Source organism: Mesorhizobium sp. B2-4-2 (genome assembly GCF_006442845.1).
Classification (GTDB): domain Bacteria; phylum Pseudomonadota; class Alphaproteobacteria; order Rhizobiales; family Rhizobiaceae; genus Mesorhizobium.
Genome location: NZ_VFVM01000011.1, coordinates 34,688 through 57,980 on the forward strand (window position 1 = coordinate 34,688; position 23,293 = coordinate 57,980).

Here is a 23,293-nt window from a genome sequence, read left to right on the forward strand (position 1 = left end):
CAGGTGGCAGCTTTATTTCGCCGTGATCGCGAGGGAAGATCGCACCGGAAACATAGCTTGAGCCGGCCATGCTTGATGCTCTCAGCCTGCTTGCCTGCCTGGCCTGCACCGAGGCCGCCGTGACTGCGCCTGCGCCGGACAGCCTGGCCGTTGATGTCCAACTGGTGCTGGCGGTCGATATCTCATTGTCGATGGACGAGAAGGAGTTCGCCCTGCAGCGCGCCGGCTATGTGGAGGCGCTGCGTCATCCCGACTTCATCAAGGCGGTCCGCGCCGGGAACGCCGGTCGCATCGCGCTCACCTATTTCGAATGGGCCGGCACTGTGCGCGACGACGCGCTCATCGGCTGGCAGGCCATCGACGGCGCTGAGAGCGCCAACGCTTTTGCCGACAAGATTGCAGCCCGCCCGTTCCGCAGCTTCCGCGGCACGTCGATCTCCGGCGCGCTCGCCTTCGGCGCGGGGCTCTTCGACCGCACCGCTTACGAAAGCGAACGCAGCGTCATCGATATTTCCGGTGACGGACCGAACAATATCGGGCCGCCCGTCACCGCCACGCGGGATGCGGCAAACGCCAGAGGCATCGTCATCAACGGCCTGCCGATCCTGATCAATCCATCGCCCACCTTCAGCCACCTCGACCGGTATTACGCCCAGTGCGTCACCGGCGGGCCGGGCTCCTTCGTGCTGCCGATTTATACAGCCGCCGAATTTTCGACGGCAATCCGGCGCAAGCTGATTCTCGAAGTGAGCGGCGTTCAGAACGAGACCAGGATCATTCCCGCCGAAGCCGAGGCTCCGATCGACTGCCTGCAAGGCGAACGCGACAGACGGTTCTTGTCGGATCCCTATTTCCCGGAGCTCGATCGCTGAGCCTTCGCCGGGCTATGCGTTCCAACCTGCTGATGACCTTCGTCGCAGAGATCAGCTTGCAGCTCGACTTCGCCCGAAAAGGGGGTGTGATAGCCACCTCCGGGATGGCCCTTATCGCTTCAACAAGAACACCGCTTGCTGGCCGAAGAAGTTCCAGAACCACCATGGCATCGACAGGCCGATCTTCTGGCCGTTGGCGTCGAGCGCGGTCGCCCTTTCCACGGTCGCGCCAAGCTCCTCGCACAGATTGACGAAGTCGCGGATGGTGCAGAAGTGGATATTTGGCGTGTCGTACCAGGAATAGGGCAGGTCCTTGGTCACCGGCATGCGGCCCTTGACGAACAGCGACAGGCGCACCCGCCAGTGGCCGAAATTGGGGAAGGAAACGATGGCGTGTTCGCCGATCCTGAGCAGTTCGTCGAGAACGAGCTTCGGGTTGCGGGTCGCCTGCAAGGTCTGCGACAGGACGACGAAATCAAAACCCTTGTCGGGATAGAATTCAAGATCCTTGTCGGCGTCGCCCTGAACGACGGAAAGGCCGCGCGCCACGCATTCGTTGACACCGCGCTGCGACAGCTCCAGTCCGCGGCCGTCGATCTGCTTGGTTTCCTGCAAAAGCTCGAGCAGCGAGCCGTCGCCGGAGCCGACGTCCAGCACCCGCGATTGCGGCGGGATCAGACCGGCGATCACCTCGAGATCGACGCGCTGGGCGCGGTTGACGCTCATGGCTTGCCCCTTGTCGTGGTGCGTGACCCTTGATGGACAGGTCTGCAATTTTGCGGGGTCATGCGCCGAGCCCTCTCGCTCGCGCGGCCGAGCCGATGAAGCCATTGATGGCGGCGAACAGTTCCGGCTCGTCGAGCAGGAAGGCGTCGTGCCCGCGATCGGTCTCGATCTCGACGAAGGACACCGACGCGCCGGCGGCATTCAGCGCATGGACGATCGAGCGGCTCTCCTCGGTCGGGAACAGCCAATCCGAGGTGAACGACACCAGGCAGAAGCGGGTCTTGGTGCCGGCAAAAGCATCGGCCAGCCTGCCGCCGTGGTCGGCGGCGAGGTCGAAATAGTCCATGGACCGCGTCATATAGAGATAGGAATTGGCGTCGAAGCGGTCGACGAAAGTCATGCCCTGGTGACGCAGATAGCTCTCGATCTGGAAATCGGCGTCGAAGCCGAAGGTCAGCGCTTCGCGGTCCTGCAGGTTGCGGCCGAACTTCCGGTGCAAGGCTGCTTCCGACAGGTAGGTGATGTGGGCGGCCATGCGCGCCACGGCGAGCCCCTTTTCCGGGCGTTTGCCGTGGTCGAAATACTTGCCGCCATGCCATTCGGGGTCGGCCATCACGGCCTGCCGGCCGACCTCGTGGAAAGCGATGTTCTGCGAGGAATGCCGCGCGCCGGTGGCGATCGGCAGCGCCGAGAAAACACGCTCCGGATAGCTCGACGCCCATTGCAGCACCTGCATGCCGCCCATCGACCCGCCGAGCACGCAAAACAGTTTTTCGATGCCGAAATGATCGATCAGCATCTGCTGGGCACGCACCATGTCGCGGATGGTGATGACCGGAAGGTCGAGCCCATAAGGCTTGCCGGTGGCGGGATTGGTGGATGCCGGGCCGGTGGAACCGAGGCAGCCGCCGATGACGTTTGAGCAGATGACGAAGAAACGGTTGGTGTCGATGATCTTGCCGGGGCCGATCAGCACTTCCCACCAACCCGGCTTGCCGGTCACTGGATTGGTGCTGGCCACATGCTGGTCGCCGGTCAAAGCGTGGCATACGAGAATGGCGTTGGAACGGGCGTCATTCAGCGTGCCGTAGGTCTGGTAGGCGATCTGGAACGGCGACAGCAGCGTGCCGGCGTCGAGCTTGAGCGGCTTGTCGGCGCCGAAGCGCACGACCGGACTCGACGGTTGGTCTGCCTCGTTGTTGGTTCTGCCAGCGCGCTGAGCGGCCATCTCGTCTCTCTTGCTGCACCCTTGCCTTGCGGAAATCGCTGCCGATCTCCGCGCCGCCGACGCGTTCGTCCGGCCGGCCGCGGACAATAAAAAACCGGCATTGCCTTCGCAAAGCCGGTTACGTCGCGCAAACGGCCCTTTAGCGAATTGTTTAACGTGGCTGCAAGCCGACCGGCCAAATCACCACGGAACTGTCGCTGCCCTTCTAGAACTCACCTGCCTCGCCGTCAATGCCGCCTGCTGGCACCACTGCCACCTCTCGACATTGCCGGCCATGGCTTGTATTTCCGCAGCGGCTTCCAGGACGGAAGCGTTCTCGACGGATTTTGCGATATGAGCCAGACCCCGGACAAGGCACGTCCAACCCCGCGCGCGGGCATCATGGACATCCAGGCCTATGTGCCGGGCAAGAGCTCGGCCCCCGCCGGGGTGGACAAGGTCCACAAGCTGTCGTCGAACGAGAACCCGCTCGGCCCCTCGCCGAAGGCAATCGAGGCCGCGCGCGAGGTCGCCGCGAAGCTCGACGTCTATCCCGACGGCACCGCCCGGCGCCTGCGCGAAGCAATCGCCGAGGTGCATGGTCTGAACGCACAGAACATCATCTGTTCCAACGGCTCCGACGAGATCCTCGGCCTGCTGGCGCAGACTTATCTCGCGCCCGGCGACGAGGCCATATTCACCGAACACGCCTTCATGGTCTACAAGATCTACATCCAGTCGGCGGGTGCGACGCCTGTCGCGGTCAAGGAGACCCAGGAGCGCGCCGACATCGATGCGATCCTGGCGGCTGTCACGCCACGTACGAAGATCGTGTTCCTCGCCAATCCCAACAATCCAACCGGCACTTACGTGCCGTTCCAGGAGGTGCGCCGCCTGCATGCCGGCCTGCCGAAGAACGTGCTTCTGGTGCTCGATGCCGCCTATGCCGAATATGTCAGGCGCAACGACTATGAGGCCGGCATCGAGCTCGCGGGCAGCTCTCAGAACGTGGTCATGACCCGCACCTTCTCCAAGATCGGACTTGGCGGGGCGCGGATCGGATGGATGTATGGGCCGATGCACATCGTCGACGCGATCAACCGCATACGCGGTCCCTTCAACGTCAATGCGACGGCGATCGAGGCCGGCATCGCCGCCGTCCGCGACCGCGCCCATATCGAGCGTAGCGTCGCGCATAACGAGACCTGGCTGGCCTGGCTGAGCGAACAGATGACCGGGCTCGGGTTGCGGGTGACGCCGAGCGTCGGCAATTTCCTCCTCATTCATTTTCCTGACGACGGCAAGCATTCGGCCGCGGCGGCGGACGATTATCTCACCCAGCGCGGCTACATACTGCGGCGTGTTTCGGGCTATGGCTTTCCCAACGCACTGCGTATGACGGTCGGCACCGAAGAGGCCAATCGCGGCGTTGTCGCGGCACTCACGACATTCCTGAAAAGCTAGAACGCCATGGCATCACCGATGTTCGAAAAGATCGCGCTGGTCGGCATCGGCCTGATTGGCTCGTCGCTGGCCCGCGTCATCCGCCGCGAGGGCCTGGCCGGCCATGTCGCCATCTCGACGCGCAGCGCCGCGACGCTGGCGCGGGCGCAAGAGCTTGGGCTGGGCTCCTCCTACGCCATAGATGCCAAGGAAGCGGTCCGCGATGCCGACCTGGTTATCGTCTCGGTGCCGGTCGGCTCGTCCGGCGCGGTGGCGCAAGAGATCGCGCCGGCGCTGAAGAGGGGCGCCATCGTCACCGATGTCGGCTCGACCAAGGCTTCCGTGATCGCACAGATGCAGCCGCATATACCCGGTGGGGTGCATTTCATTCCCGGCCATCCGCTGGCCGGCACGGAGAAATCTGGGCCCGATGCCGGTTTCGCCGATCTGTTCGACAACCGCTGGTGCATTTTCACCCCGCTGCCGGACACGGATCCGGACGCGCTGGAAAGGCTTTCCGAATTCTGGCGCCGTTGTGGCGCCAACATCGACACGATGGATCCGCAGCATCACGACATGACGCTGGCCATCGTCTCGCATTTGCCGCACATCATCGCCTACAACATCGTCGGCACCGCCGATGACCTGGAATCGGTGACCAAGACGGAAGTCATCAAATATTCCGCTTCCGGTTTCCGCGACTTCACGCGCCTCGCCGCCTCCGATCCGACCATGTGGCGGGACGTGTGCCTGCACAACAAGGACGCGATCCTGGAAATGCTGGCGCGGTTCTCGGAGGATCTGGCTTTTCTGCAGCGGGCGATCCGCTGGGGCGACGGCGACAAGCTGTTCGACCTGTTCACCCGCACCCGCGCCGTGCGACGCTCGATCATCGAGGCCGGCCAGGACATCGACGTGCCGGATTTCGGCCGCCAGGCGGTCGAGCATCCAGCGAAGAACTAGGCTCCTTCAGGCCAGGTCGCCGCCATCATCGCCAGTGTCTCGGCCCGGTCCGGCGCACCCAGCCTGCCGCCGAAGCGCTGACATTTGAGCGCCGCGGCCGCGCTGGCAAAGCGCAGCGCCTGCTCGATCGGCATGGCTTGCGCCAACCCCGCGGCGAAGGCACCGTGAAAGACGTCGCCGGCTGCCAGCGTATCCACCACCTTGACCCTTGGCGCAGCGACGTGACGTACGCAACCGGCCTGCCTGTCGTACCACCAGGTCCCGGCGCCGCCGGCGGTTACCGCGACGAAAGCGTCGGTGCACGAGGCAAGGTCGGCGCATGCGGCCTGCGGGTCCAGCGCCTGGCCGCAGACGATGCGCGCCGCCGGTTCGGAGGCGACGATGTGCGAGGCGAGCGGCAACAGCCGCTCCAGCACTGCCAATGGCGCGGTGTCGGCATCGAGGATCCCAGGGCGGCGGGCAGCGCGCGCAGCGCTGAGCGCCAGCGCTGCCGCACCCGGCCAGCGCACATCGACCAGCACGGCATCGAAAGCGGTGAGATCGGCGACCGGCAAGCCGTCGGGATCGGCCTGGGCGCGCTGATCGTAGAAAGGCACGATGATGCGCTCGCCATGGCCATCGACGAGGATCGCGGCCAGCGCCGAGGACGCTCTGGGGACGCGACGGACAAGGCTGCAATCGACGCCCTCCGCCTCTATGCCCGATATCAGCTGGTCGCCGACCTGATCATCGCCGGCGCTCGCCCAAAGCCACACTTCGGCGCCCAGCCGGCGTGCGGCGCAGGCGGCACTCGTGGCCATGCCGGAAGCGATCTGGACGCCATCGGCGGCCATGAACTTGCCCTGATGGATGGGCAGCGCTTCGACGCGAAGAATGGTGTCGAGCGTCAGCGCGCCGACGCTCAGGAGTTTTGCCGGTCTGTCCATTGGGGATGCTTAGTCGACCGGCTTGATCTTGCCCAGCGGGATAAAGCCGAGCGAGGCCTTGCCCTTGACCACCTTGAGCGGCATCGACGGTTCGTTGCCGAGCAGCGCCAGGGCGGCAAAGCCTTGTTCGATCTGGTTCTTCTGCTCGGGTATGGCGGCGCCGAGAATGGCGGCCACGGCTTTCGGGTCTTTCAGTCTGATCATCAGATCGGCATCGACCAGGCCCTCGGCGTCGACCGACAGCGGCCCGGAAACGGTGACGTGCGCCGTGCCCGACGACAAATCGAGCCTGCGGATCTCGACGGCCTGGCCGCGCAGGCTTTTCAGTTGCGTGCCGATCAGGGCCAGGCCGTTCTTCAGCGTCGCCTTGCCACTGGCGTCGAGCGGCGGCAGGACGCGGCCCCCGATCGCATCGGGGTCGATCTCCAGATCGCCGAAGCTGCCGATATAGTCGATATCCCTGCCGTTCGGCTGCAGCTGGCCCGCCGCCTTGCCGGCGCTGAACAGTTGCACCGGATCGGTGTCGTCGGCCGGATCGGTCTGGCCGGACAGGCCCTCGGCCGTGAGCGAAATGCGTCGCGGCAGCGGCCATGAGAGCTTGACGTTGGCCTTAAGATCATCCCAGTCGATCCACAGCGGCACCATGCCCGGAACCGAGGTCCTGAGCGGACCGCGCAGGTCCGCGACCGGCGACAGCGGCTGGATGATCTGGGCGACGGCGTTGAAGGAGCCGGCAGAGGCGGCAAGGTTCTTGGCGTCGTCCTCATAAGCAAGATTGTCGCAGGAGACGGCGAAGCTCAGGGGATAACCGCTGACCTGGAGATTGGCGCAGCCGGCCTCGATGCCACTCTTGTTGAGCGTGGCGATCGCCTTGTCGGCTTCGCTCCGGACCCTGTCGGCGAGATAGAACCAGCCGCCGCTGTAGATGGCGAACAGCGCGATGACAAACGCTGCAAGCCAGAACAGGCGGCGGCGATGCTTCGGCTGGCGTTCGTCAGTGGACGTCATGCTGCGGTTCTCGTTCACGCATGGGGGCTGTGGGCGGGCTGTCGATTCTGGCAACGACAATAGGTAGACAGAGATGGACGGAAAAAACACCGATTCCGGTGTGGTGTTGCCATTCTTACGCAATCAGGCACGGCGATATGGGCGATTTTTGGGTGTTTGGCTATGGTTCGTTGATATGGCGGCCGGGGTTCGCGCATGTCGAGACAAGGCGGGCGCGCCTGCATGGCTATCGTCGCGCGCTGTGCGTCTATTCCTTCGTGCATCGCGGCACGCGGGAACGTCCGGGGCTGGTGCTCGGCCTTGACCGCGGGGGTTCCTGCGTCGGGCTGGCTTTCCGGGTGCCGGGCGAGTTGCGGGACGAGGTCATCGCCTATCTGCGTGAGCGCGAGCTGGTCACCAATGTCTATCTCGAGCGCATGCTCAATGTCCGCCTTGACGGCGGCGGCACGGTCGAGGCCGTGGCCTATATCGTCGACCGCAATCATGAGCAGTATGCCGGTGCGCTCGATGCGGCCCACGCCGCTGATGTGGTGCGCGGCGCTGTCGGCCAATCCGGCAATAATGAGGATTATGTGTCGAGCACGCTGGACCATCTCCGGGCGCTCGGCATCCGCGATCACTGGTTGGAAGACGTGGCCAGGCGGATCGCGCCTTTGTGAAGCGCTGGCTTGCGGAAAAATCCGGCGAGGTCTTTGACCTCGATGCGGCGAGACCTAGGTTAGGCTCCGACTCTCAACGGGCGATAGCCGCCCAATCCCACCAACACGGAGATCAGCCTTGCAGAAACGCCGTCTCGGTCGCACCGACCTTTCCATCGCGCCGCTGGTTCTGGGCGGCAATGTCTTCGGCTGGACCGCCGACGAGAAGACGTCGTTCGACCTGCTCGACCGCTTCGTCGGCGCCGGCCTGAACGCGGTCGACACAGCGGATGCCTATTCGCGCTGGGTGCCCGGCCACGAGGGCGGCGAATCGGAAACCATCATCGGCAAATGGATGAAGGACCGCGGCAACCGCGATAAGGTCGTGATGATCACCAAAGTGGGCTCGGACATGGGGCAGGGCCACAAGGACCTGTCCGCCGCTTACATCGAAAAGGCCGTCGATGCATCGCTGAAGCGGCTTCAGACCGAGTTCATCGATCTTTATCTGTCGCACTGGCCGGATCCAACCACGCCCTATGAGGAAACCCTCGGCGCCTATGAAAAGCTCCTCGCCAAGGGCAAGATCCGGTATGCCGGCTGCTCGAATCTCGACGCCGGCCAGTTGCGCGCCGCGCTCGACGTGGCAAGCCTGCGCAGCCTGCCGCGCTATGAAGTGCTGCAGCCGGAATACAATCTCTACGACCGCTCGTCGTTCGATGGCCCGCTGCGCGATCTCTGCATGGCGGAGGACATCGGCGTGATCACCTATTTCAGCCTGGCCAAGGGTTTCTTGAGTGGCAAATACCGCAGCGAGGCCGATCTCGGTCAAAGCCCGCGCGGCGGCGGCGTGAAAGATTACCTCAATGCGCGCGGTATGCGCATCCTCGCGGCACTCGACGCGGTGTCCGCCAGGCATTCGGCCAAACAGGCGGAAGTGGCGCTTGCCTGGGTCATTGCCCGGCCGGGCGTCACCGCGCCTATCGCCAGCGCCACCAAGCCTGAACAGATGGACAGCCTGATCAAGGCGGTGTCGCTGGAGCTGAGCGCCGACGACATGGCCGAGCTCGACAAGGCGAGCGGCTGAGCCGTCAGCAGCGCGCACGATCGTCCAAGACGGTCGCCCCGACCTTGACATACCGTCATTGACGCTTGGCAAGACAGGAGGCGCGGATGGCAGGCCCGCTTTTTTCGCAGCCGGATATGTGGCGTCAGCTCGTTGCGCTGATGCTTGCCGCCACGGCCGTCATGGGCAGCCCAGGACCGGCGACGATAAGCGTCACCGCCGTCGGCGCGGCGTTCGGCCTTCGCCGTTCCCTGAGCTACGCCTTGGGGGTCATCCTGGGCACGATCACCGTGCTTCTGGTCGTGGCAAGCGGGGTGAGCGCCATGCTTGCCGCGATGCCGCGGCTCGCGCCGCTGCTTGTCGCGGCGTCGGCTGCCTATATCCTCCATCTCGCGTTCAAGATTGCCAGCGCGCCGCCCCTGGCGGCGGATGCCGGCGAGGCCGCGCGACCGACATTCACCGGCGGGTTCCTGCTGGCGGTGGCCAACCCGAAGGCTTATGTGGCCATCGCCGCGGTGTTCGCCGGCGCGTCCGCGGATTCGGGCGCCGGCGCCATCGGCACCGGGCCGAAGCTGACCGCTCTCGCATTCATGATCGTCGCCATCCATGCCGTGTGGCTGCTTGCGGGCGCTGCTTTCGCGCGCTTTCTTCGCAGGCCGGTGGCTTCGCGCATCATCAATCTGGTCTTTGCCGCGACGCTGGTGCTGACGACCGCACTGGCTGTGTTCGCTTGAACGTTGCGCGAGCCGCCATCGGCGCGCCGAAGGCCGCACTTCAGGCTTTGGCGCCGAGTTCCCGCAGCCGCTTGACCGCCGTCGGCGGCAAGGCGGGCGGATTGGGTGCACGGGACGCGTCGATGAGGAACTGGTCGCAGGCGGTTTCGGTTTCGCCGATCAGCCGCCGCATGAATTCCTCCTTGTCCAGGCCCGGCGGGATCGGCGGCAGGAAGCGCGCCTTGATGGTGCCGGGATAGCGCAGGAACTTGCGGCGCGGCCAATAGAGGCCGGCAACATGGGCGACCGGCACCACGGGAATGCCGAGCTGCGCATAGATTTCGACGATGCCGTATTTGTAGGCGGGTTCGTCGCCGGGCGCGCGGCGGGTGCCTTCGGGATAGATGATGAGCTGCCGCGGGTTGCGCGCGATTTCTTCCTTGGTCGCCGCAACCACCGCCTTCAGCGCCTTGGAGCGGCTGCCGCGGTCGACCGGGATCATGCGCATTTTCAGGATGTACCAGCCGAAGAACGGAATCCAGGTCAGCTCGCGCTTCAGAATGTAGAGTGGATCCTGGAGATAGGGGAAGAAGGCGATCGCGTCCCAGAAGGACTGGTGCTTGGGCGCCAGGATGAAGGAACCTTCGGGCAGATTTTCCAGCCCGGTGATGTCGCTCTTGGTCCCGGCGATCTTGTCGTAGAGCCACATCGAGGTGCGCGACCAGAATTTCGGCACGAACCAGGCGCGATGGCGCGGCGACAGGAAATAATAGGGAGTCCAGAGGATCATCTGGACGATCAGATTGACGTAGAAGACGAAATTGAACGCCAGCGATCGGACTTGGAGCATTGGGGGAGGCCCGGTAAGGAGGTGTGCGTTGGTTACACCAAGCGGGCGCAAAAAGGAAATGGTCGAAGATGCCCACGAACGGCGCCGAAAGACGTTTCGGCTTCGCCCACGGCCCAGCCGCGCTACATCAGCCGCGCCAGTCTTTCTTTCAGGCGCGGGGCGGCGAAGTCAAGAAATGCGCGCAGCTTGACCGGCAGCAAGCCGTGGCCTGCGTGCACCAGGCTTACCGGCCAGGGTTCCGGTTCGAACTCCCGCAGCAGCACGCACAGCGCGCCTGACCGCACCGCCGCGTCGACCTGGTAGGACAGCACCCTCGTCAGCCCGACGCCGGCGAGCGCGGCATCGATCGCAGCTTCGGCGGTGTTGACCTGAAGCCGCGAGCGGACCCGAATCGGCATCTCGGCCTTCCCGACGGTGAAGCTCCATGTCGAGAGCGCGCCCGGCCCTTCGAAGGTAATGCAGCTGTGGGACTCGAGGTCCGCAAGCGCCGTCGGGGCGCCGCGTTCGGCCAGATAGCCGGGGCTCGCGCAAACGACACGGCGGATCGTACCGATCCGCATGGCGACAAAACTGGAGTCGGGAAGCCGGCCGATGCGGATGGCGAGGTCGAAATGGTCCTCGACCAACCGGGTTATGCGGTCGGCCAGGGTCAGGCGGATGTCTACGTCGGGATAGGCGGCGAGGAAGCCGGTCACGACCGGCAGCACATGCAGGCGGCCGAAGACGACCGGCGCGGTGATGGCCAGTTCGCCCGTCGGGGCGCTGTATTCGCCGGCCGCCATGCGCTCGGCCTCGCCGACCTCGCCCAGGATGCGACGGCAGGCGGCAAGATAGGCCTGGCCCGCATCGGTCAGCGTCAGCCGGCGCGTCGAGCGGTTCAGAAGGCGGGTCTTGAGATGCCGTTCCAGGTCGGAAACCTTGCGGCTGACCGTCGCCAGCGGAATGCGAAAACGGCGCGCGGCGGCAGACAGGCTGCCGGCCTCCGCCGCGGCGACAAAGAGCGACATGGCTTCGAGCCGGTCCATCGATTCTTCCGGAAATTGGAAGGATAGATTACAAATATGGCATCTACATCTGTCTGATGGAAGCCTCCATATTGGCCGTGACGCAGACGACCCGGGTCAAGAAGGAATTGTCATGTCGCAAGAGCGCCCGCCGCTGCCGCCATTCACCGCGGAAACCGCCGCGCAGAAGGCGCGCATGGCCGAGGATGCCTGGAACTCGCGCGATCCAGCCCGTGTCGCGCTTGCCTATACGGTAGACAGCCGCTGGCGCAATCGCGCCGAGTTCCTGCAAGGCCGCGATGCCATCCAGGCTTTCCTGACGCGCAAATGGAGCCGGGAACTCGACTACCGGCTGATCAAGGAGGTCTGGGCTTTCCATGGCAACCGTATCGCGGTGCGTTTCGCCTATGAGTGGCATGACGACAGCGGCTCGTGGTTCCGCAGCTATGGCAACGAGAACTGGGAATTCGACGAACATGGGCTGATGCGGCTGCGCATCGCCAGCATCAACGACCTGCCGATCGGCGCTGCCGACCGTAAATATCACTGGCCGCTCGGCCGACGGCCGGACGACCATCCGTCGCTGTCTGAACTCGGGCTTTAACCTCTCCGGGTAAGAAAGGCTATCGATGGACGCGCATGCTTTTACCAGCGACGTCGCTTTCACGCCGACCGTCAAGGCGATCCAGGCCCGCAAGGGCTCTCGCCAGGCCTTTTCCCGGGTCGAGGAACGCGGTGGCTGGCAGTCGGTGATTACATCGGACCTTGCGGCCTTCATCGAGATGCAGACCAGCGTCTTCCTGTCGACGGCCAACGGTGTTGGCCAGCCCTATATCCAGCATCGCGGCGGGCCGGCCGGCTTCCTCAAGGTGCTCGATGAAAAGACGATCGGCTTCGCCGATTTCGCCGGCAACAGACAGTTCATCACCCAGGGCAATCTCGCCGACAATCCGCAGGCCTTCCTGTTCCTCATCGACTATGCCCATCGCCGGCGCGTCAAGATCTGGGGCAGCGCGCGCGTGGTGGAAGGCGACGCCGAGTTGATGGCGAGGCTGATGCCGCGGGATTATGCGGCACGGCCCGAACAGGTCATCCTGTTCACCGTAGCGACCTGGGATGCCAATTGTCCGCAGCACATTCCGCAGCGTTTCGAGGCCGCCGATGTGGCGGCGGCGCTGGCCGAACGGGACAGGCGGATCGAACGGCTCGAACAGGAAGTCGCTCGCCTGCGGCAGGCGCCGGGATCCGTCGTCACCAAATGACGAGCAGGTTCAGCTGCCGGCGGCGATCTCGGCCAACGCGATGCCGTCCGGCGTCGGCTTCACCGGAACGATGCCGCGCGCCAATGCGAGCAGATATTTATTGTATTCGGTGAACAGCACGCGCAGCGCCCGCGGCTTGGTCAGCCAGCCGCCATTGTCGAGATTGCTGTTGACCACCGGATAGGGTTCGAGCTTGGCCTTGTGCAGCAGCCGGCCCATTTCCAGCAGGCTGCGCGGCATGTGGTAATTGTTGGTGACGAGGATCACCGTGCCGTAGGCATGGCTCTCGACCCATTTGGCGCTTTCCTCGGCATTGCCGATCGTGTCGAGCGCGGCGCGGTCGATGTCGACGCAGCAGGAAAACAGCCTGATGTCACCGCCGGTCGCGGCCTGAAGCTGACGCCGGCTGGCGGAGGGATGCACACCGCTGATCAAAAGCCGCGCGCCCTTGCCGGACGCCAGCAGTTCCATCGCCGCATCGAGGCGCGATTGGCCGCCGGTCAACACGATGATCGCGTCGGCCTTGGCCGGGTTGGCAGGGGTGGTCAGATGGCTGACGGTGTTGGCGAACCAGCCGAAGCCGCCGGCAAACAGGGCGACCAGGGCAAGCAAGGCGAAAGAAGAAACGCGCAGCACGGCCGAAACCCGGCCGCGTCCATGCGGACGCGCCGCCAACGCCGGCATCGGTCCAACGGTACTGGTCGAGTCCCGCACCTCCATCATGACATGGTTAATCCCGAAATGCGGCCTTTGGTAGGTAAAAATCGCAATTTGCGTTACGGCGGTTCTTCATGCGTGATCGATCCTGGTCATTCGACGTCGTCATGCTTCAGGCTGGCGCACGTCGATGTCGCTGAGATAGGCGACGACGGTGGCGTGCGAGGTTGCAGCCGTCAGCGCGCCGATGACCAGCACCATCAGCACGACACCGAGATAGCCGGCCGAGCCGATGGCGAAGTTGCCGAATAGCGCAGTCGCCTGGTCGGCCTGCGGGGTCGCCATGTTGCGCGAGGACCACCAGGAAAAGACGATGAAGACGGCGACCGCGGCGGCTCCGCCGGCGGCCGCGCCCTTCATGCCGGTGATCAGGAAATGGCGACGGAACTCGCGGGCGATGAAACGCGCTTCGGCGCCGACGAAATGCAGCACCTCGATGATGTGGCCGTTGCCGGCCATGGCGCCGCGCGTGGCGAACACCACGGTCAGCACCGTCGCCGAGAGCATCAGCGCCAGCACCGCGATACCGATGGTCACCGTGGTGCGGGCCATGGCCACCAGCCGGTCCACCCAGGTGCGGTGATCGTCAAGCGATGCGCTCGGCAGCTTCGGCGTGATCGCGGCGCGCATGGCGGCGAAATCGGGCGGGTTGCTCTCGTCGATGGTGACGATGATCAGCCGCGGCACCGGCAGTTCGTCGATGTTGAGGCCCGAACCCAGCCACGGCTCCAGCAATCTGGCGGTGGCGTCGCGGTCGATGATCCTGGTCGCCTTCACGCCGGGGAATTCGCCGGCGATCTGCGAGGCCTGGGCAAGGGCTGCCTCCATGTCGAGGCCGTCGACCGGCTTGATCTGGATCGTCGCCTCGCGCGAGATCTGGTTTTCCCAGACCGAGGCGGTGTCGCGCACCAGGGTAACCGCGCCGAAGGTCAGGCAGGACAGGAAGGTCATGATGGCGATGACCAGCACCAGGGCGCGGCCGGCGATGTTCTGCGCCGGCACGATGGGCGCCATCTTGCGCTGGACGCGCGGCCTTGGCGCGGCCGCTTCGTCGGCCTGTGCGTCGAGGTGTTCGGCGGAAAGCTCAGTCATAGATATCAAGCCTCCCGCCGGCCAGGATCATGCGGCGCGCATCGACCTGCTCCATCAGGCCGAGATCGTGGGTCGCGATCACCACGGCGGTGCCCAGGCGGTTGAGTTCGATGAAAAGCCTGAGCAGGCGTCGCGCCAGCGGCGGATCGACATTGCCGGTCGGCTCGTCGGCCAGCAGGATCTCCGGCTGCTCGATCAGGGCGCGGGCGATCGCGGCCCGCTGCTTCTCGCCGCCCGACAGGACCGGCGGCAGCACATGCATGCGTTCGCCGAGCCCGACCCATTTCAACAGCTCGGTGACGTCGGTGCGATAGCTCGCTTCCTCGCGCCCGCGCACGCGCAAGGGCAACGCGACATTCTCATAGGTGGTCATGTGGTCGAGCAGGCGGAAATCCTGGAACACCACGCCGATACGGCGCCTGAGATGCGGCAGTTCGGCGCGCGAGATGCGGGAGCGGTCCTTGCCGAAGATGGTGATCAGCCCACGCGTCGGCTTCAGCGACATGAAGAGAAGCCGCAGCAACGTCGTCTTGCCGGCGCCCGAAGGCCCGCTCAGGAACTGGAACGAGCGCTCCGGTATGTGCAGGGAAATGTCGCGGAGGATTTCCGGACCCATGCCATAGCGGAGGCCGACATTTTCGAAGCGAATCACTTTCGGCGACCTGAAATTCCTAGAGCGTGATGCCGAAAAGTGTGAGGCGGTTTTCGGGCGACATCATGCTCTATCACTCTAATTCGGAGGCGGATTCAGATTTCAGGTCGATTTGACCTGAAATCGGAATCCGTCGGCGGCAAGCCGGCCTGTTCTGGGAAAAGACCATCGGCCGGCATGGTTAACCGGCGGTTAATTAGCGGGTTGTTTCGGCTCGTCACAAGGGCTCCGGTGGGGAAGCGTTAACCATTTGCCTTTACGCAAAAGAAACGAAAAGCGAACGTGCTGCAATGCTGGGGCCATGATGGCTGAGGATCGAACCGCGCGCCCGGTTTCCGGCGAAATCATGACCGACCCGCCGGCAAATGCCGCGCCGGAGCGTATCCTGCGCGCTGGCGCGGCGGATATCGTCGATGCCGACTATGTGGTGGTGCCGCGGGCCATGCCCCATGCCGAAGCCATTTCACCGCGGCGCGTGATGTCCATGCCATCCCTCGAAGGCATGGACATGCTGCGCAAGCCCGAGCCGCCGCCGGTGCGGCCGCCGGCGCCGCGCGGCGGTCCGATCTTCTGGATCGCCGGTGTCGGCGCCGCCTTTGCCGTCTTCTGGATCTCCGGCGGGCATGCACTGGTGCGCCAGGCGCCGCCCGCCGCGGGCGGACCGGCCTCGGCGTTGAGCATTTCAGGGGTGACGTCACGCGTGGACGCGTCTGGGGCGAACCCCGTGCTGTTCGTCGACGGCGAGGCCGCCAATGACGGTGCAAGTCCGGCGACGCTGCCGCCTCTCGAGATCCGCGTCACCGGCAATGATGGGCGCACAACGCGCTATACTTTGGGGACATCCAGCCGCTCATTGGCGCCAAGTGAAAGATTCGGCTTTGCCAGCCGGCTAGACGTCCCTAGAAACGGCGTAAGGACGGTGTCGGTCACCTTCGCGGAATAGCATGTGCGACAGGTGAGGCCGGCCCGCAAACGGCTGATGTCAGCGCTTCCGGTGCGCGAAGGCCTTTGAAAATCTTGAAGGGACGAAGAATGCCAGTTGTGCGCGGCAAGGACATCGAGGTCCTGTTTTCGGCGTCGGCCATCGCCCGACGCAATCTCGAACTCGCCAAGGAGATCGCCGGGCACGACTATCACGATCTTCTGGTGATCTCGGTGCTGAAGGGCTCGTTCATCTTCGCCGCAGACCTTATCCGCGCCATGCATGATGTCGGCCTGTCGCCGGAGGTCGAGTTCATCTTCATCTCCAGCTACGGCGCCGGCACCACAAGCGGCGAGGTGAGGGTGCTGCGCGACATCGACAACGAGGTCGCCGGCCGCGACGTGCTTCTGATCGACGACATTCTGGAGTCGGGCAAGACGCTGAGCTTCACCCGCGACCTGATGCTGTCACGCGGCGCCAGAAGCTGCGCCATCGCGGTGCTGCTCGACAAGCGCATGCGTCGCCAGACCACCCTCAATGCCGATTATGTCGGCTTCGACTGCCCCGACTATTTCGTCGTCGGCTACGGCATGGATGTCGCGCACGCCTTTCGCGAACTGCCGTTCGTCGGCGTCGTCAAAGGCGATGCGTGAGGCAGCGGCAAATACTGAAAAAGGCCTTAACGGCTTCAAGAAAATAACCCATGCCGGAGCGCCGGGCCCTTCAGAAAAAGTCAACGTTTGCTCGCCAAACATGCCGGCCATGGCAAAGCTTCTGATCGTTGAGGACGATGAGTCCGTCCGCACCCTCGCAGCCCGGGCGCTCGAACGCGCCGGGCACACAATCGACATCGCCGCCGACGGCGCGCAAGGGCTGGCGCTGATACGCGCCGCGAAGGGCGCCTATGATCTCGTCGTCTCCGACATCCGCATGCCCGAGATGGACGGCATCGAGATGGCGATTGCAGCTTCGGCATTTTTCCCGTCGATGAAGATACTGCTGATGACCGGCTATGCCGATCAGCGCGAGCGCGCCGAGGAGTTGAACGGCATCATCCTCGACGTCGTGCAGAAGCCGTTCACGCTGGCCGAAATCCGTTCACGCGTCGAACGGGCGCTGAGCATTTTCGCCTGATCAGGCGGGATCGGCAGCGACGAGTACCGGGAGCTTGCGCCGTCCGGTGTTGAGCGCAAGCAGGCCGGCGCCGATGATAAGGGCGGCGCCGATCACGGTCGTCGACCGCGGCACTTCGGCGAAGAACAGAAAACCCCACAGCGGCGACCACAGGATGCCGGTGTATTCGAAGGTGGCGACGCGGTTTGCCGGCGCCATCCGGTAGGCCTGCGACAGCAAGATCATGCCGGCGGAGGCGACGAAGCCGCAGGCGGCCATCTTGAGGAAATCCGGCAGCGTCGGCCACAGCCAGGGCCGCACCAGGAATTCCAGGCTGGGATGGGCGGCATGATTGATGCCGGCAAGCCAGAACAGGCTTGCGACCAGTGCGGCGCCGGCGAGATAGGCACCGTTCTGGTAGAAAGCCATCACAGTCGAAGATTCGGTGTCGCCGATCTTGCGCGCCATCAGTTGCGAGAAGCCGTAGAGCACCGCGGAGCCCAGCGACAGCAGCGCCGCCCAGTCGAACAGTCCCACACCGGGGCGCAGCATCACGACGACGCCAAGCAGCCCGATCAACACGGTCGCCAGCGCCTGCCAGGAGACCCGTTCGCCAAGATAGGGCCCGGCCAGCACCATGATGCACAGCGGGGCCATGAAATAGAGCGCCACGGCATCGGCCAGGGGCAAGGCGGCGATGGCGAGGTAGTACATGGTGTAGGAGGTGAACTGAATGAAGGCGCGCATGGTCAGCATGCCGAACCGCCGCGACAGGATCGCTCGCAGCCCGACATCGGCATGGACGAGGACAATCAGGATCGGCAGGGCGACGATCGCGCGGATGGCCATCACCTCAGTCACGGAGTAGCCGCCCGACACCGCCTTGACGAGCGGGTCTTGCAGCGAGAAGACCAACACGCCCAGGCACAGGCTCAGCATGCCGAGCACCATCCGATTGCGCATGAGGATCCCAAGCTCCCGTACCAGGGCGCAAGCAAGCTTGCAGCAAGCTAAAAAGAACCCGCCACCGTTTCGGGCAGCGGGCATGAGTGAGGACTCTTGATTGGTCCGTGGCCGAATCCTCAGCCACATATCCAATGGGTGTAGCAACTATCATCCCGTGTTTGACATGTTGCAAACGAATTGGAATGATACCAGCAATCAAAATTCCTTATGGCGGACGGGATGCGACCCACTCTCGACAGCGATCTCCTGCGCACCTTCGTGGCCATTGTCGAAGCAGGCAATTTCACCAAGGCGGCCGAGCAGGCCGGCCGCACCCAATCGGCGGTTTCGATGCAGATGAAGAAGCTCGAAAGCGTCATCGGCGACAGCCTGTTCGAGCGCGGGTCGCGCGGCGTGGCGCTGACGCGGCGCGGCGGCGAGCTGATTGTCAATGCCCGCCGCATCGTCTCTTTGCTCGACGAGACGGCAGCGTCGATGGCGGCGGCGCCGCTCGGCGGGCCGGTGCGGATCGGCATTCCGGAGGAATATGGCCATGCCATCCTGTCGCGCGCGCTCGGCGCATTCTCGAAGCGTCACACCAAGGTCGAGGTCACCGTGCGCTATGCCCATTCGGGGGCGCAGATAGCGGCGCTTGCCGCCGGCGAGCTCGATCTTTGCGTGGTGTTCGAATGGCAGGATCCTTCCGGCGGCGAAGTGCTGATGAACGATCCGACGGTGTGGGTGACATCGATCCTGCATAACATGCATGAGGAGCGTCCGGTGCCGATCGCGCTCTATAACCGGGCCGGCTGGTGCAAGGATTTCGCCATCAAATCGCTCGAGCAGCGCGGGCTCGGCTATCGTGTCGCCTACACCAGCGACACGACCGGCGGCCTGAAGCTTGCCGTCACCTCGGGACTGGCGATCGCACCGATTTCGCGCAGCAACATTCCGGACGGCTGCCGCGAGTTGACGTCCGCCGACGGTTTCGGCGACATCGATTCCTCGAATGTGGTGATGCATCGCAACCCGAATGCGTCGGGCGAGGCGATCGACGGCATGCAAGAGGCGATCCGCGAGGCGTTCGTCAACAGGCAGACTCAGCCGGCCGCATCCTCGTAGAAATGCAGCCGGTTGCCGAACGGATCGGCAACCGACACCTCGCGGGTCTTCCACGGCGTCTTTTCCAGGCCCGGCCTGGCGAAACGGTATGCTTTGCCGATCAGCTCGCGATGCAGGGCGGCGATGTCCTCGACCTTGATGCGCATGGCGATGCCGGGCGCGCCGTCGCCATGGTGTTCGCTCAGATGCAGGATGCAGCCGTCACGGCCGACCGCCATGTAAAGCGGCGCGTTGTCGTCAAAGCGGTGCTCCCACAGCACCTGGAAGCCGAGGAAGCCGACGTAAAACTCGTGGGCCTTGGCAATGTCGAAGATGCGCAGGATGGGCGTCACTGTGCCGAGTTTGGGCATGATGTTGCAGCCGCTCCCAGCGGATGCCGCGGCGGCGATCCCTATTTCAGTTCCAGCAGCCGTTCCAGATAGCTGCGCTCGATATCGGGGCTGAGCGCATTGCCGAGCCGCTTGCGGATCGCTTCCAGGATCTGGCGGGCGCGCTGCACGTCGATCTCGTCCGGCACCTTCACCGAATCGCCGAAATCGGGACCCTGGCTGGCACGCGGCCGGCCGAGCGGATCGCGATCGGCGTTCTGCTGGCGACCGCCTTCCTGGCTGCCGCCTTCGTCGCCCTGCATCGCCTGCATCTGCTTCATCATGTCTTTGGCGCCCTTGCGCAGCGCCTCCAGCGCGCGCCCCTGGTGGCCAACGGCCTGATCACCTTCACCATCGCCCAGGGCCTGCTCGGCATTGCCCATTGATTTGCCGGCCTCGCCAAAGCCTTCATTGGGCTCCATGCCCATGCCTTCGAGCCCCTTCTTCAACTGCTCGAGGTCGTTCTTCAACTGGCCTTGGCCTTCCTGCAACTGCTTCAGCGCATCGGCGAATTCCTGCGGCGTCATCGGCTTTTGACCGGCGAGCGGATCGCGGCCCTCGCCTGCGCCCGGTATGTCCTGATCCTCGCCACCGCCTTCGCCGAGCTGTTCGTCGCGGTTCTGGCCGCGCTGGCGCTCGCCGCGCTGCATCTGGTCCATGCGGAAGGTATCGTTCATCATCTCCTGCTGGCGCCGCAGGATGTCGCCGAGCTTGTCCATCTGCTGGCGCATCTGGCTGTCCTGCTGGCCACCCTGCTGCTGGCGGCCTGCCTGGAGGTTGTTCATCATGTCCTGCAGCTGCGACAGTAATTGCTGCGCCTTGTCGCGATCGCCGGACTTCGCCAGGTTCTCGATCTGGTCCATCATGCGATCGATGTCGATCTGGCGCAGTTCCTGGCCGTTCTGCTGCATCTGCGGGGCGTTGGGATTCTGCTTGGCGCGCTCGGCGAATTCCTGCAGGAACTGGTTCATCGCCTCGCGCAGTTCCTTCATCGCCCTTTCGATCTCCGCGTCGCTGGCGCCGTTCTTGATAGCGTCCTGCAAAGCCTGCTGCGCCTGGCGCAGCCGCTTCTCGGCAGCCGAGAGATTGCCCTCCTCGATGCCGAGCGCGATTTCCCAGAGATAGGAGACCTCGTTGCGCAACTGGTCGTCGCTGTCGGCCATCTTCAACCGGCTGCGCGCGCTCATGATGGCGAGGTAGTGGGACATGTTGTCGAACGTGTCCTCGGGCCGCAGCGTGATCGCATCCATCAGGTCGAGCACGCGCGGCTTGGCGTTGGCGTCGAGCGCCAGCAGGCGGCGCTGCTCGATAACGGCTCGCGCCAGCGGATTGGAGAACGGCCGCTCCGGCATCACCAACGTCTTGGTTTCGCTGCTCGCCGTATGCCCGGCATCGTCGGTGGCGACCAGCGTCAGCTTGATCTCGGCGCCAGCCCAGACGTGTTCGGTCAGGTCCTTCGAGGTCCTGGCGGCATTCGCCTTGCCGCCGCGGCGCGGTAGCGTCAGCGGCATGTCAGGCGGACCGTAGAGCGGACGCGCATCGGGAGCCTGCGGATCGGCGAGCGCGAACACGGCCTTGGCGCTGGCGGCGCCATAATCGTCGTCGATCTGGTAGTTGAGCTCGAAAGCGCCGTTGACAGCGCGCTTCGGCTCGCCGACGAAACGGATCTGCGGCGGCTTGTCCGGGATCACCGCGAAGGCCCAACGGCCGAGTTGGTCCTCGCCCGACTTCAGCGTCAGCGTGCCATCGCTCGTCAGCTTGCCGATGAACTGGCGTACTTTGGACTGCGCTGCCGGGCTTGCCGCCGGCTTGGCCGCGGCCGTCTGCGGGTCGGCGGGATCGATGGCGCGGGCATTGCCATTCTTGTCGGCATAGGCAAGCGTCTCCTCGCCCGAGCCGCCGGTGACGCGCAGCGAAACATCACTGCCTTCGGGAACGTGGAAAGCCGGCGCCGCCTGGTTGGCATCTGCGGTCAGGAAGATCGGCGGCTTGCCGGTATAGGCGGGCGGCGTCACCCATGCATCGATGCGCGGCGGCACGGCGTCATGCGCGTCCTGGGCGCGGAACGCGTCGGCTATCCGGCCACCGGTCGGTCCGAAGGAAAAAGCGAAGGCGGTGACGAGCAGAAGCGCCGCCACGGCACGCAACCCCCAGGGATCGCGTTCCGGCACGCGCGTGCGCGGCACGTCGGCGCCGAGGCTGTCGAGCCTGTCGGCCATGCGCTTCTGGTGCTCGCGCCACAGCGCCTGCGAGAAGCTGCTTTCGCGACCACTCGGCCGGTCCGTCTGGGTCTGGACGGGGTGGTGCAGCAAATGGTTGGCCGCCTCGATGCGGCGGTCGATCTCGGCGCCGCCCGGCATGCGGAAAAAGCGTAGCGGGTAGAGCGCGGCCAGTGTCGCGACGCCGAAGGCGGCGACCAGCCCGATGCGCGCGGCATCGGGCAGGCGCGGGAAAAGCCCTAGCCAGGAAATGCTGAGAAACAGGCTGGCGACGACGAGAAGCGGCAGCAGGAGCGGCCAGCCCCGTTCGACCATCATCGACACCCGCGTCGCCAGCCGGCTGAGCGCCAGGCGCCCGGCGAGACCGCGATCGCTGCTGAAGATCAGTCGTTCCGTCATCGGCCCTTCCACGGGAGCGGGCGGGATGGCCCGAACCTCACGACTCGAAGAATACCCAGCAAACGCGGCGAAGGCGAGGCAGTTCCTGAAAAACGTGAAGGAGAGAAAGGCGCAGCGATCAGAATTTCGCCGGATTTGCGTTCGCGCCGCAGACCAGGACGGCGACCCGTTCGCCGGGTGCCGGCGCATAGCGGCCGGACAGGATGGCGCCGAAAGCCGCGGCGCCACCGGGTTCCGAGATGATCCGCACCCGGTCCCACAACGCCTTCTGGGCGGCGACGATGTCGTCGTCGCTGACCAGGATGGAGCGTTCTACGAAGGCCTCGGCGATCGGGAACATCATCTCGCCGACACGTTTGGGCGCCAGGGAATCGACGGCGATGCCCTCGGCCGGCGCATCGACCGGATGGCCGGCCTCGAGGGCGCGATAGAGTGTCGGCGCGCCCTCGGGTTCTACGGCGACGATGCGGATGCGGCCGGCGAACCAGGCGGCGATGCCGCCGATCAGGCCGCCGCCGCCGACGGCGACCAGCAAAGTGTCGATCCCAGGCAGGTCGTTCTCGATTTCCAGCCCGAGCGTGCCTTGCCCGATAAGCGTTTCCTCCTGGTTGAAAGCGTGGACCTGTAAGGCGCCGGTTTGCTCGGCGAAACGTTCGCTGGCGGCCAGCGCCTCGGCATAGCGGGCGCCGCCGACGACCAGCTCGGCGCCGTAGCTGCGAATGCGCTCCAGCTTGGCCGGCGGGCTCACCTCCGGAACGAAGATGGTCGCCCTGTGGCCGAGGCGCATGGCGGCATACGCCACCGCCGCGCCATGATTGCCGCCCGAGGCGGCGACGACACCGGCCCCGGGGACCTGCCGCTCGAGAAGATTGGTGAACGCGCCGCGCGCCTTGAACGAACCGGAATGCTGCAGGCATTCGAGTTTGAGATCGACCGCCAGCGGCGGCCGGTCGAAGTCGGCCATGTCGACGCGCAGCACCGGCGTGTGGCGCACATAGCGACGGATGCGCGGTTCCATCGCGGCGATGCGTTCGCGCGTTATGGTGCTGCCGTTGGTCATGGCTAT

The 23,293-nt window shown here is 64.8% G+C and carries 25 protein-coding genes and 1 riboswitch; of the genes, 12 read left to right on the forward strand and 13 right to left on the reverse strand.

Going from position 1 to position 23,293, the window contains the following annotated elements; all coding sequences use genetic code 11:
* Window positions 1–68 precede the first annotated feature (68 nt).
* Entirely contained in the window at window positions 69–872 is an 804-nt protein-coding gene (locus FJ942_RS22515; protein WP_140898995.1) for a DUF1194 domain-containing protein, read from the forward strand.
* A 111-nt stretch (window positions 873–983) separates the two neighbouring features.
* Here the strand turns inward: FJ942_RS22515 and metW are convergent, their stop codons facing one another.
* Window positions 984–1,598 (reverse strand): methionine biosynthesis protein MetW, encoded by a 615-nt coding sequence (metW, locus tag FJ942_RS22520; protein ID WP_140500775.1) that lies wholly within the window; start codon window positions 1,596–1,598, stop codon window positions 984–986.
* A gap of 58 nt (window positions 1,599–1,656) precedes the next feature.
* Window positions 1,657–2,826, reverse strand: coding sequence for a homoserine O-acetyltransferase (locus FJ942_RS22525; protein ID WP_140513895.1), 1,170 nt, complete (start codon window positions 2,824–2,826; stop codon window positions 1,657–1,659).
* 119 nt (window positions 2,827–2,945) lie between these two features.
* A riboswitch (SAM riboswitch) is annotated at window positions 2,946–3,023 on the reverse strand.
* Window positions 3,024–3,159: 136 nt separating this feature from the next.
* On the opposite strand from FJ942_RS22525, the gene hisC reads away from it, so the two are divergent.
* Both hisC and FJ942_RS22535 read left to right on the forward strand, forming a co-directional pair.
* Complete coding sequence (gene hisC, locus FJ942_RS22530; protein WP_140584036.1) at window positions 3,160–4,269, forward strand: histidinol-phosphate transaminase; 1,110 nt, start codon at window positions 3,160–3,162, stop codon at window positions 4,267–4,269.
* Between the two features lie 6 nt (window positions 4,270–4,275).
* Entirely contained in the window at window positions 4,276–5,211 is a 936-nt protein-coding gene (locus FJ942_RS22535; RefSeq protein ID WP_181167284.1) for a prephenate/arogenate dehydrogenase family protein, read from the forward strand.
* Here the strand turns inward: FJ942_RS22535 and FJ942_RS22540 are convergent.
* Complete coding sequence (locus FJ942_RS22540; RefSeq protein ID WP_140500779.1) at window positions 5,208–6,137, reverse strand: sugar kinase; 930 nt, start codon at window positions 6,135–6,137, stop codon at window positions 5,208–5,210. The genes FJ942_RS22535 and FJ942_RS22540 overlap by 4 nt on opposite strands.
* A 9-nt stretch (window positions 6,138–6,146) precedes the next feature.
* Window positions 6,147–7,145 carry a DUF2125 domain-containing protein gene (locus FJ942_RS22545; RefSeq protein ID WP_140500780.1) on the reverse strand — a complete coding sequence of 333 codons (999 nt, stop codon included), beginning with the start codon at window positions 7,143–7,145 and terminating at the stop codon, window positions 6,147–6,149.
* Window positions 7,146–7,282: 137 nt separating this feature from the next.
* Between FJ942_RS22545 and FJ942_RS22550 the strand changes: the two genes are divergently transcribed.
* The 3 genes from FJ942_RS22550 to FJ942_RS22560 all read left to right on the forward strand — a co-directional run bounded on the left by FJ942_RS22550 (window position 7,283) and on the right by FJ942_RS22560 (window position 9,583).
* A complete protein-coding gene (locus tag FJ942_RS22550) occupies window positions 7,283–7,804 on the forward strand; it encodes a gamma-glutamylcyclotransferase (protein WP_140500781.1) in 522 nt (173 codons plus the stop codon).
* Window positions 7,805–7,922: 118 nt separating this feature from the next.
* Entirely contained in the window at window positions 7,923–8,870 is a 948-nt protein-coding gene (locus tag FJ942_RS22555; RefSeq protein ID WP_140500782.1) for an aldo/keto reductase, read from the forward strand.
* A gap of 86 nt (window positions 8,871–8,956) precedes the next feature.
* A complete protein-coding gene (locus tag FJ942_RS22560; RefSeq protein ID WP_140500783.1) occupies window positions 8,957–9,583 on the forward strand; it encodes a LysE family translocator in 627 nt (208 codons plus the stop codon).
* A 40-nt stretch (window positions 9,584–9,623) separates the two neighbouring features.
* Here the strand turns inward: FJ942_RS22560 and FJ942_RS22565 are convergent, their stop codons facing one another.
* Complete coding sequence (locus tag FJ942_RS22565) at window positions 9,624–10,412, reverse strand: 1-acyl-sn-glycerol-3-phosphate acyltransferase (RefSeq protein WP_140500784.1); 789 nt, start codon at window positions 10,410–10,412, stop codon at window positions 9,624–9,626.
* Window positions 10,413–10,534: 122 nt separating this feature from the next.
* Entirely contained in the window at window positions 10,535–11,437 is a 903-nt protein-coding gene (locus tag FJ942_RS22570; protein ID WP_140500785.1) for a LysR family transcriptional regulator, read from the reverse strand.
* A 112-nt stretch (window positions 11,438–11,549) separates the two neighbouring features.
* On the opposite strand from FJ942_RS22570, the gene FJ942_RS22575 reads away from it, so the two are divergent.
* Window positions 11,550–12,020, forward strand: coding sequence for a DUF1348 family protein (locus FJ942_RS22575; protein ID WP_140500786.1), 471 nt, complete (start codon window positions 11,550–11,552; stop codon window positions 12,018–12,020).
* Between the two features lie 25 nt (window positions 12,021–12,045).
* On the forward strand, window positions 12,046–12,678 hold the full coding sequence (locus FJ942_RS22580; protein ID WP_140500787.1) for a pyridoxamine 5'-phosphate oxidase family protein: 633 nt from the start codon (window positions 12,046–12,048) through the stop codon (window positions 12,676–12,678).
* Window positions 12,679–12,687: 9 nt separating this feature from the next.
* Here the strand turns inward: FJ942_RS22580 and FJ942_RS22585 are convergent, their stop codons facing one another.
* The 3 genes from FJ942_RS22585 to ftsE form a co-directional block, all read right to left on the reverse strand.
* A complete protein-coding gene (locus tag FJ942_RS22585; RefSeq protein WP_140500788.1) occupies window positions 12,688–13,401 on the reverse strand; it encodes a YdcF family protein in 714 nt (237 codons plus the stop codon).
* A 99-nt stretch (window positions 13,402–13,500) separates the two neighbouring features.
* Complete coding sequence (locus FJ942_RS22590) at window positions 13,501–14,487, reverse strand: ABC transporter permease (RefSeq protein ID WP_140500789.1); 987 nt, start codon at window positions 14,485–14,487, stop codon at window positions 13,501–13,503.
* Window positions 14,480–15,139: a cell division ATP-binding protein FtsE gene (ftsE, locus tag FJ942_RS22595; RefSeq protein ID WP_027023302.1), complete on the reverse strand. Its 660-nt coding sequence runs from the start codon at window positions 15,137–15,139 to the stop codon at window positions 14,480–14,482. The genes FJ942_RS22590 and ftsE overlap by 8 nt, the downstream gene beginning before the upstream one ends.
* Window positions 15,140–15,440: 301 nt before the next feature.
* Here ftsE and FJ942_RS22600 point away from each other — a divergent pair, with 301 nt between their 5' ends.
* The 3 genes from FJ942_RS22600 (at window position 15,441) to FJ942_RS22610 (ending at window position 17,195) form a co-directional block, all read left to right on the forward strand.
* Window positions 15,441–16,082 (forward strand): hypothetical protein, encoded by a 642-nt coding sequence (locus tag FJ942_RS22600; RefSeq protein ID WP_140500790.1) that lies wholly within the window; start codon window positions 15,441–15,443, stop codon window positions 16,080–16,082.
* Between the two features lie 89 nt (window positions 16,083–16,171).
* The gene (gene hpt / locus FJ942_RS22605) at window positions 16,172–16,714 is read left to right on the forward strand and encodes a hypoxanthine phosphoribosyltransferase (protein WP_023677924.1); all 543 of its coding nucleotides are present in this window, start codon (window positions 16,172–16,174) and stop codon (window positions 16,712–16,714) included.
* 109 nt (window positions 16,715–16,823) lie between these two features.
* Window positions 16,824–17,195, forward strand: coding sequence for a response regulator (locus FJ942_RS22610; RefSeq protein ID WP_181170003.1), 372 nt, complete (start codon window positions 16,824–16,826; stop codon window positions 17,193–17,195).
* On the opposite strand, the gene FJ942_RS22615 is transcribed toward FJ942_RS22610, so the two are convergent.
* Entirely contained in the window at window positions 17,196–18,137 is a 942-nt protein-coding gene (locus tag FJ942_RS22615) for a DMT family transporter (protein ID WP_181170005.1), read from the reverse strand.
* Window positions 18,138–18,359: 222 nt separating this feature from the next.
* Here FJ942_RS22615 and FJ942_RS22620 point away from each other — a divergent pair, with 222 nt between their 5' ends.
* On the forward strand, window positions 18,360–19,241 hold the full coding sequence (locus FJ942_RS22620) for a LysR family transcriptional regulator (RefSeq protein ID WP_140558119.1): 882 nt from the start codon (window positions 18,360–18,362) through the stop codon (window positions 19,239–19,241).
* Here FJ942_RS22620 and FJ942_RS22625 read toward each other — a convergent pair.
* From FJ942_RS22625 to FJ942_RS22635, 3 genes are all read right to left on the reverse strand, one after another.
* The gene (locus tag FJ942_RS22625) at window positions 19,220–19,591 is read right to left on the reverse strand and encodes a glyoxalase superfamily protein (RefSeq protein ID WP_140500793.1); all 372 of its coding nucleotides are present in this window, start codon (window positions 19,589–19,591) and stop codon (window positions 19,220–19,222) included. The genes FJ942_RS22620 and FJ942_RS22625 overlap by 22 nt on opposite strands.
* Window positions 19,592–19,632: 41 nt before the next feature.
* Complete coding sequence (locus FJ942_RS22630; protein WP_140898999.1) at window positions 19,633–22,227, reverse strand: TIGR02302 family protein; 2,595 nt, start codon at window positions 22,225–22,227, stop codon at window positions 19,633–19,635.
* 118 nt (window positions 22,228–22,345) lie between these two features.
* Window positions 22,346–23,287: a threonine/serine dehydratase gene (locus FJ942_RS22635; RefSeq protein WP_140899001.1), complete on the reverse strand. Its 942-nt coding sequence runs from the start codon at window positions 23,285–23,287 to the stop codon at window positions 22,346–22,348.
* Between the last annotated feature and the right edge of the window lie 6 nt (window positions 23,288–23,293).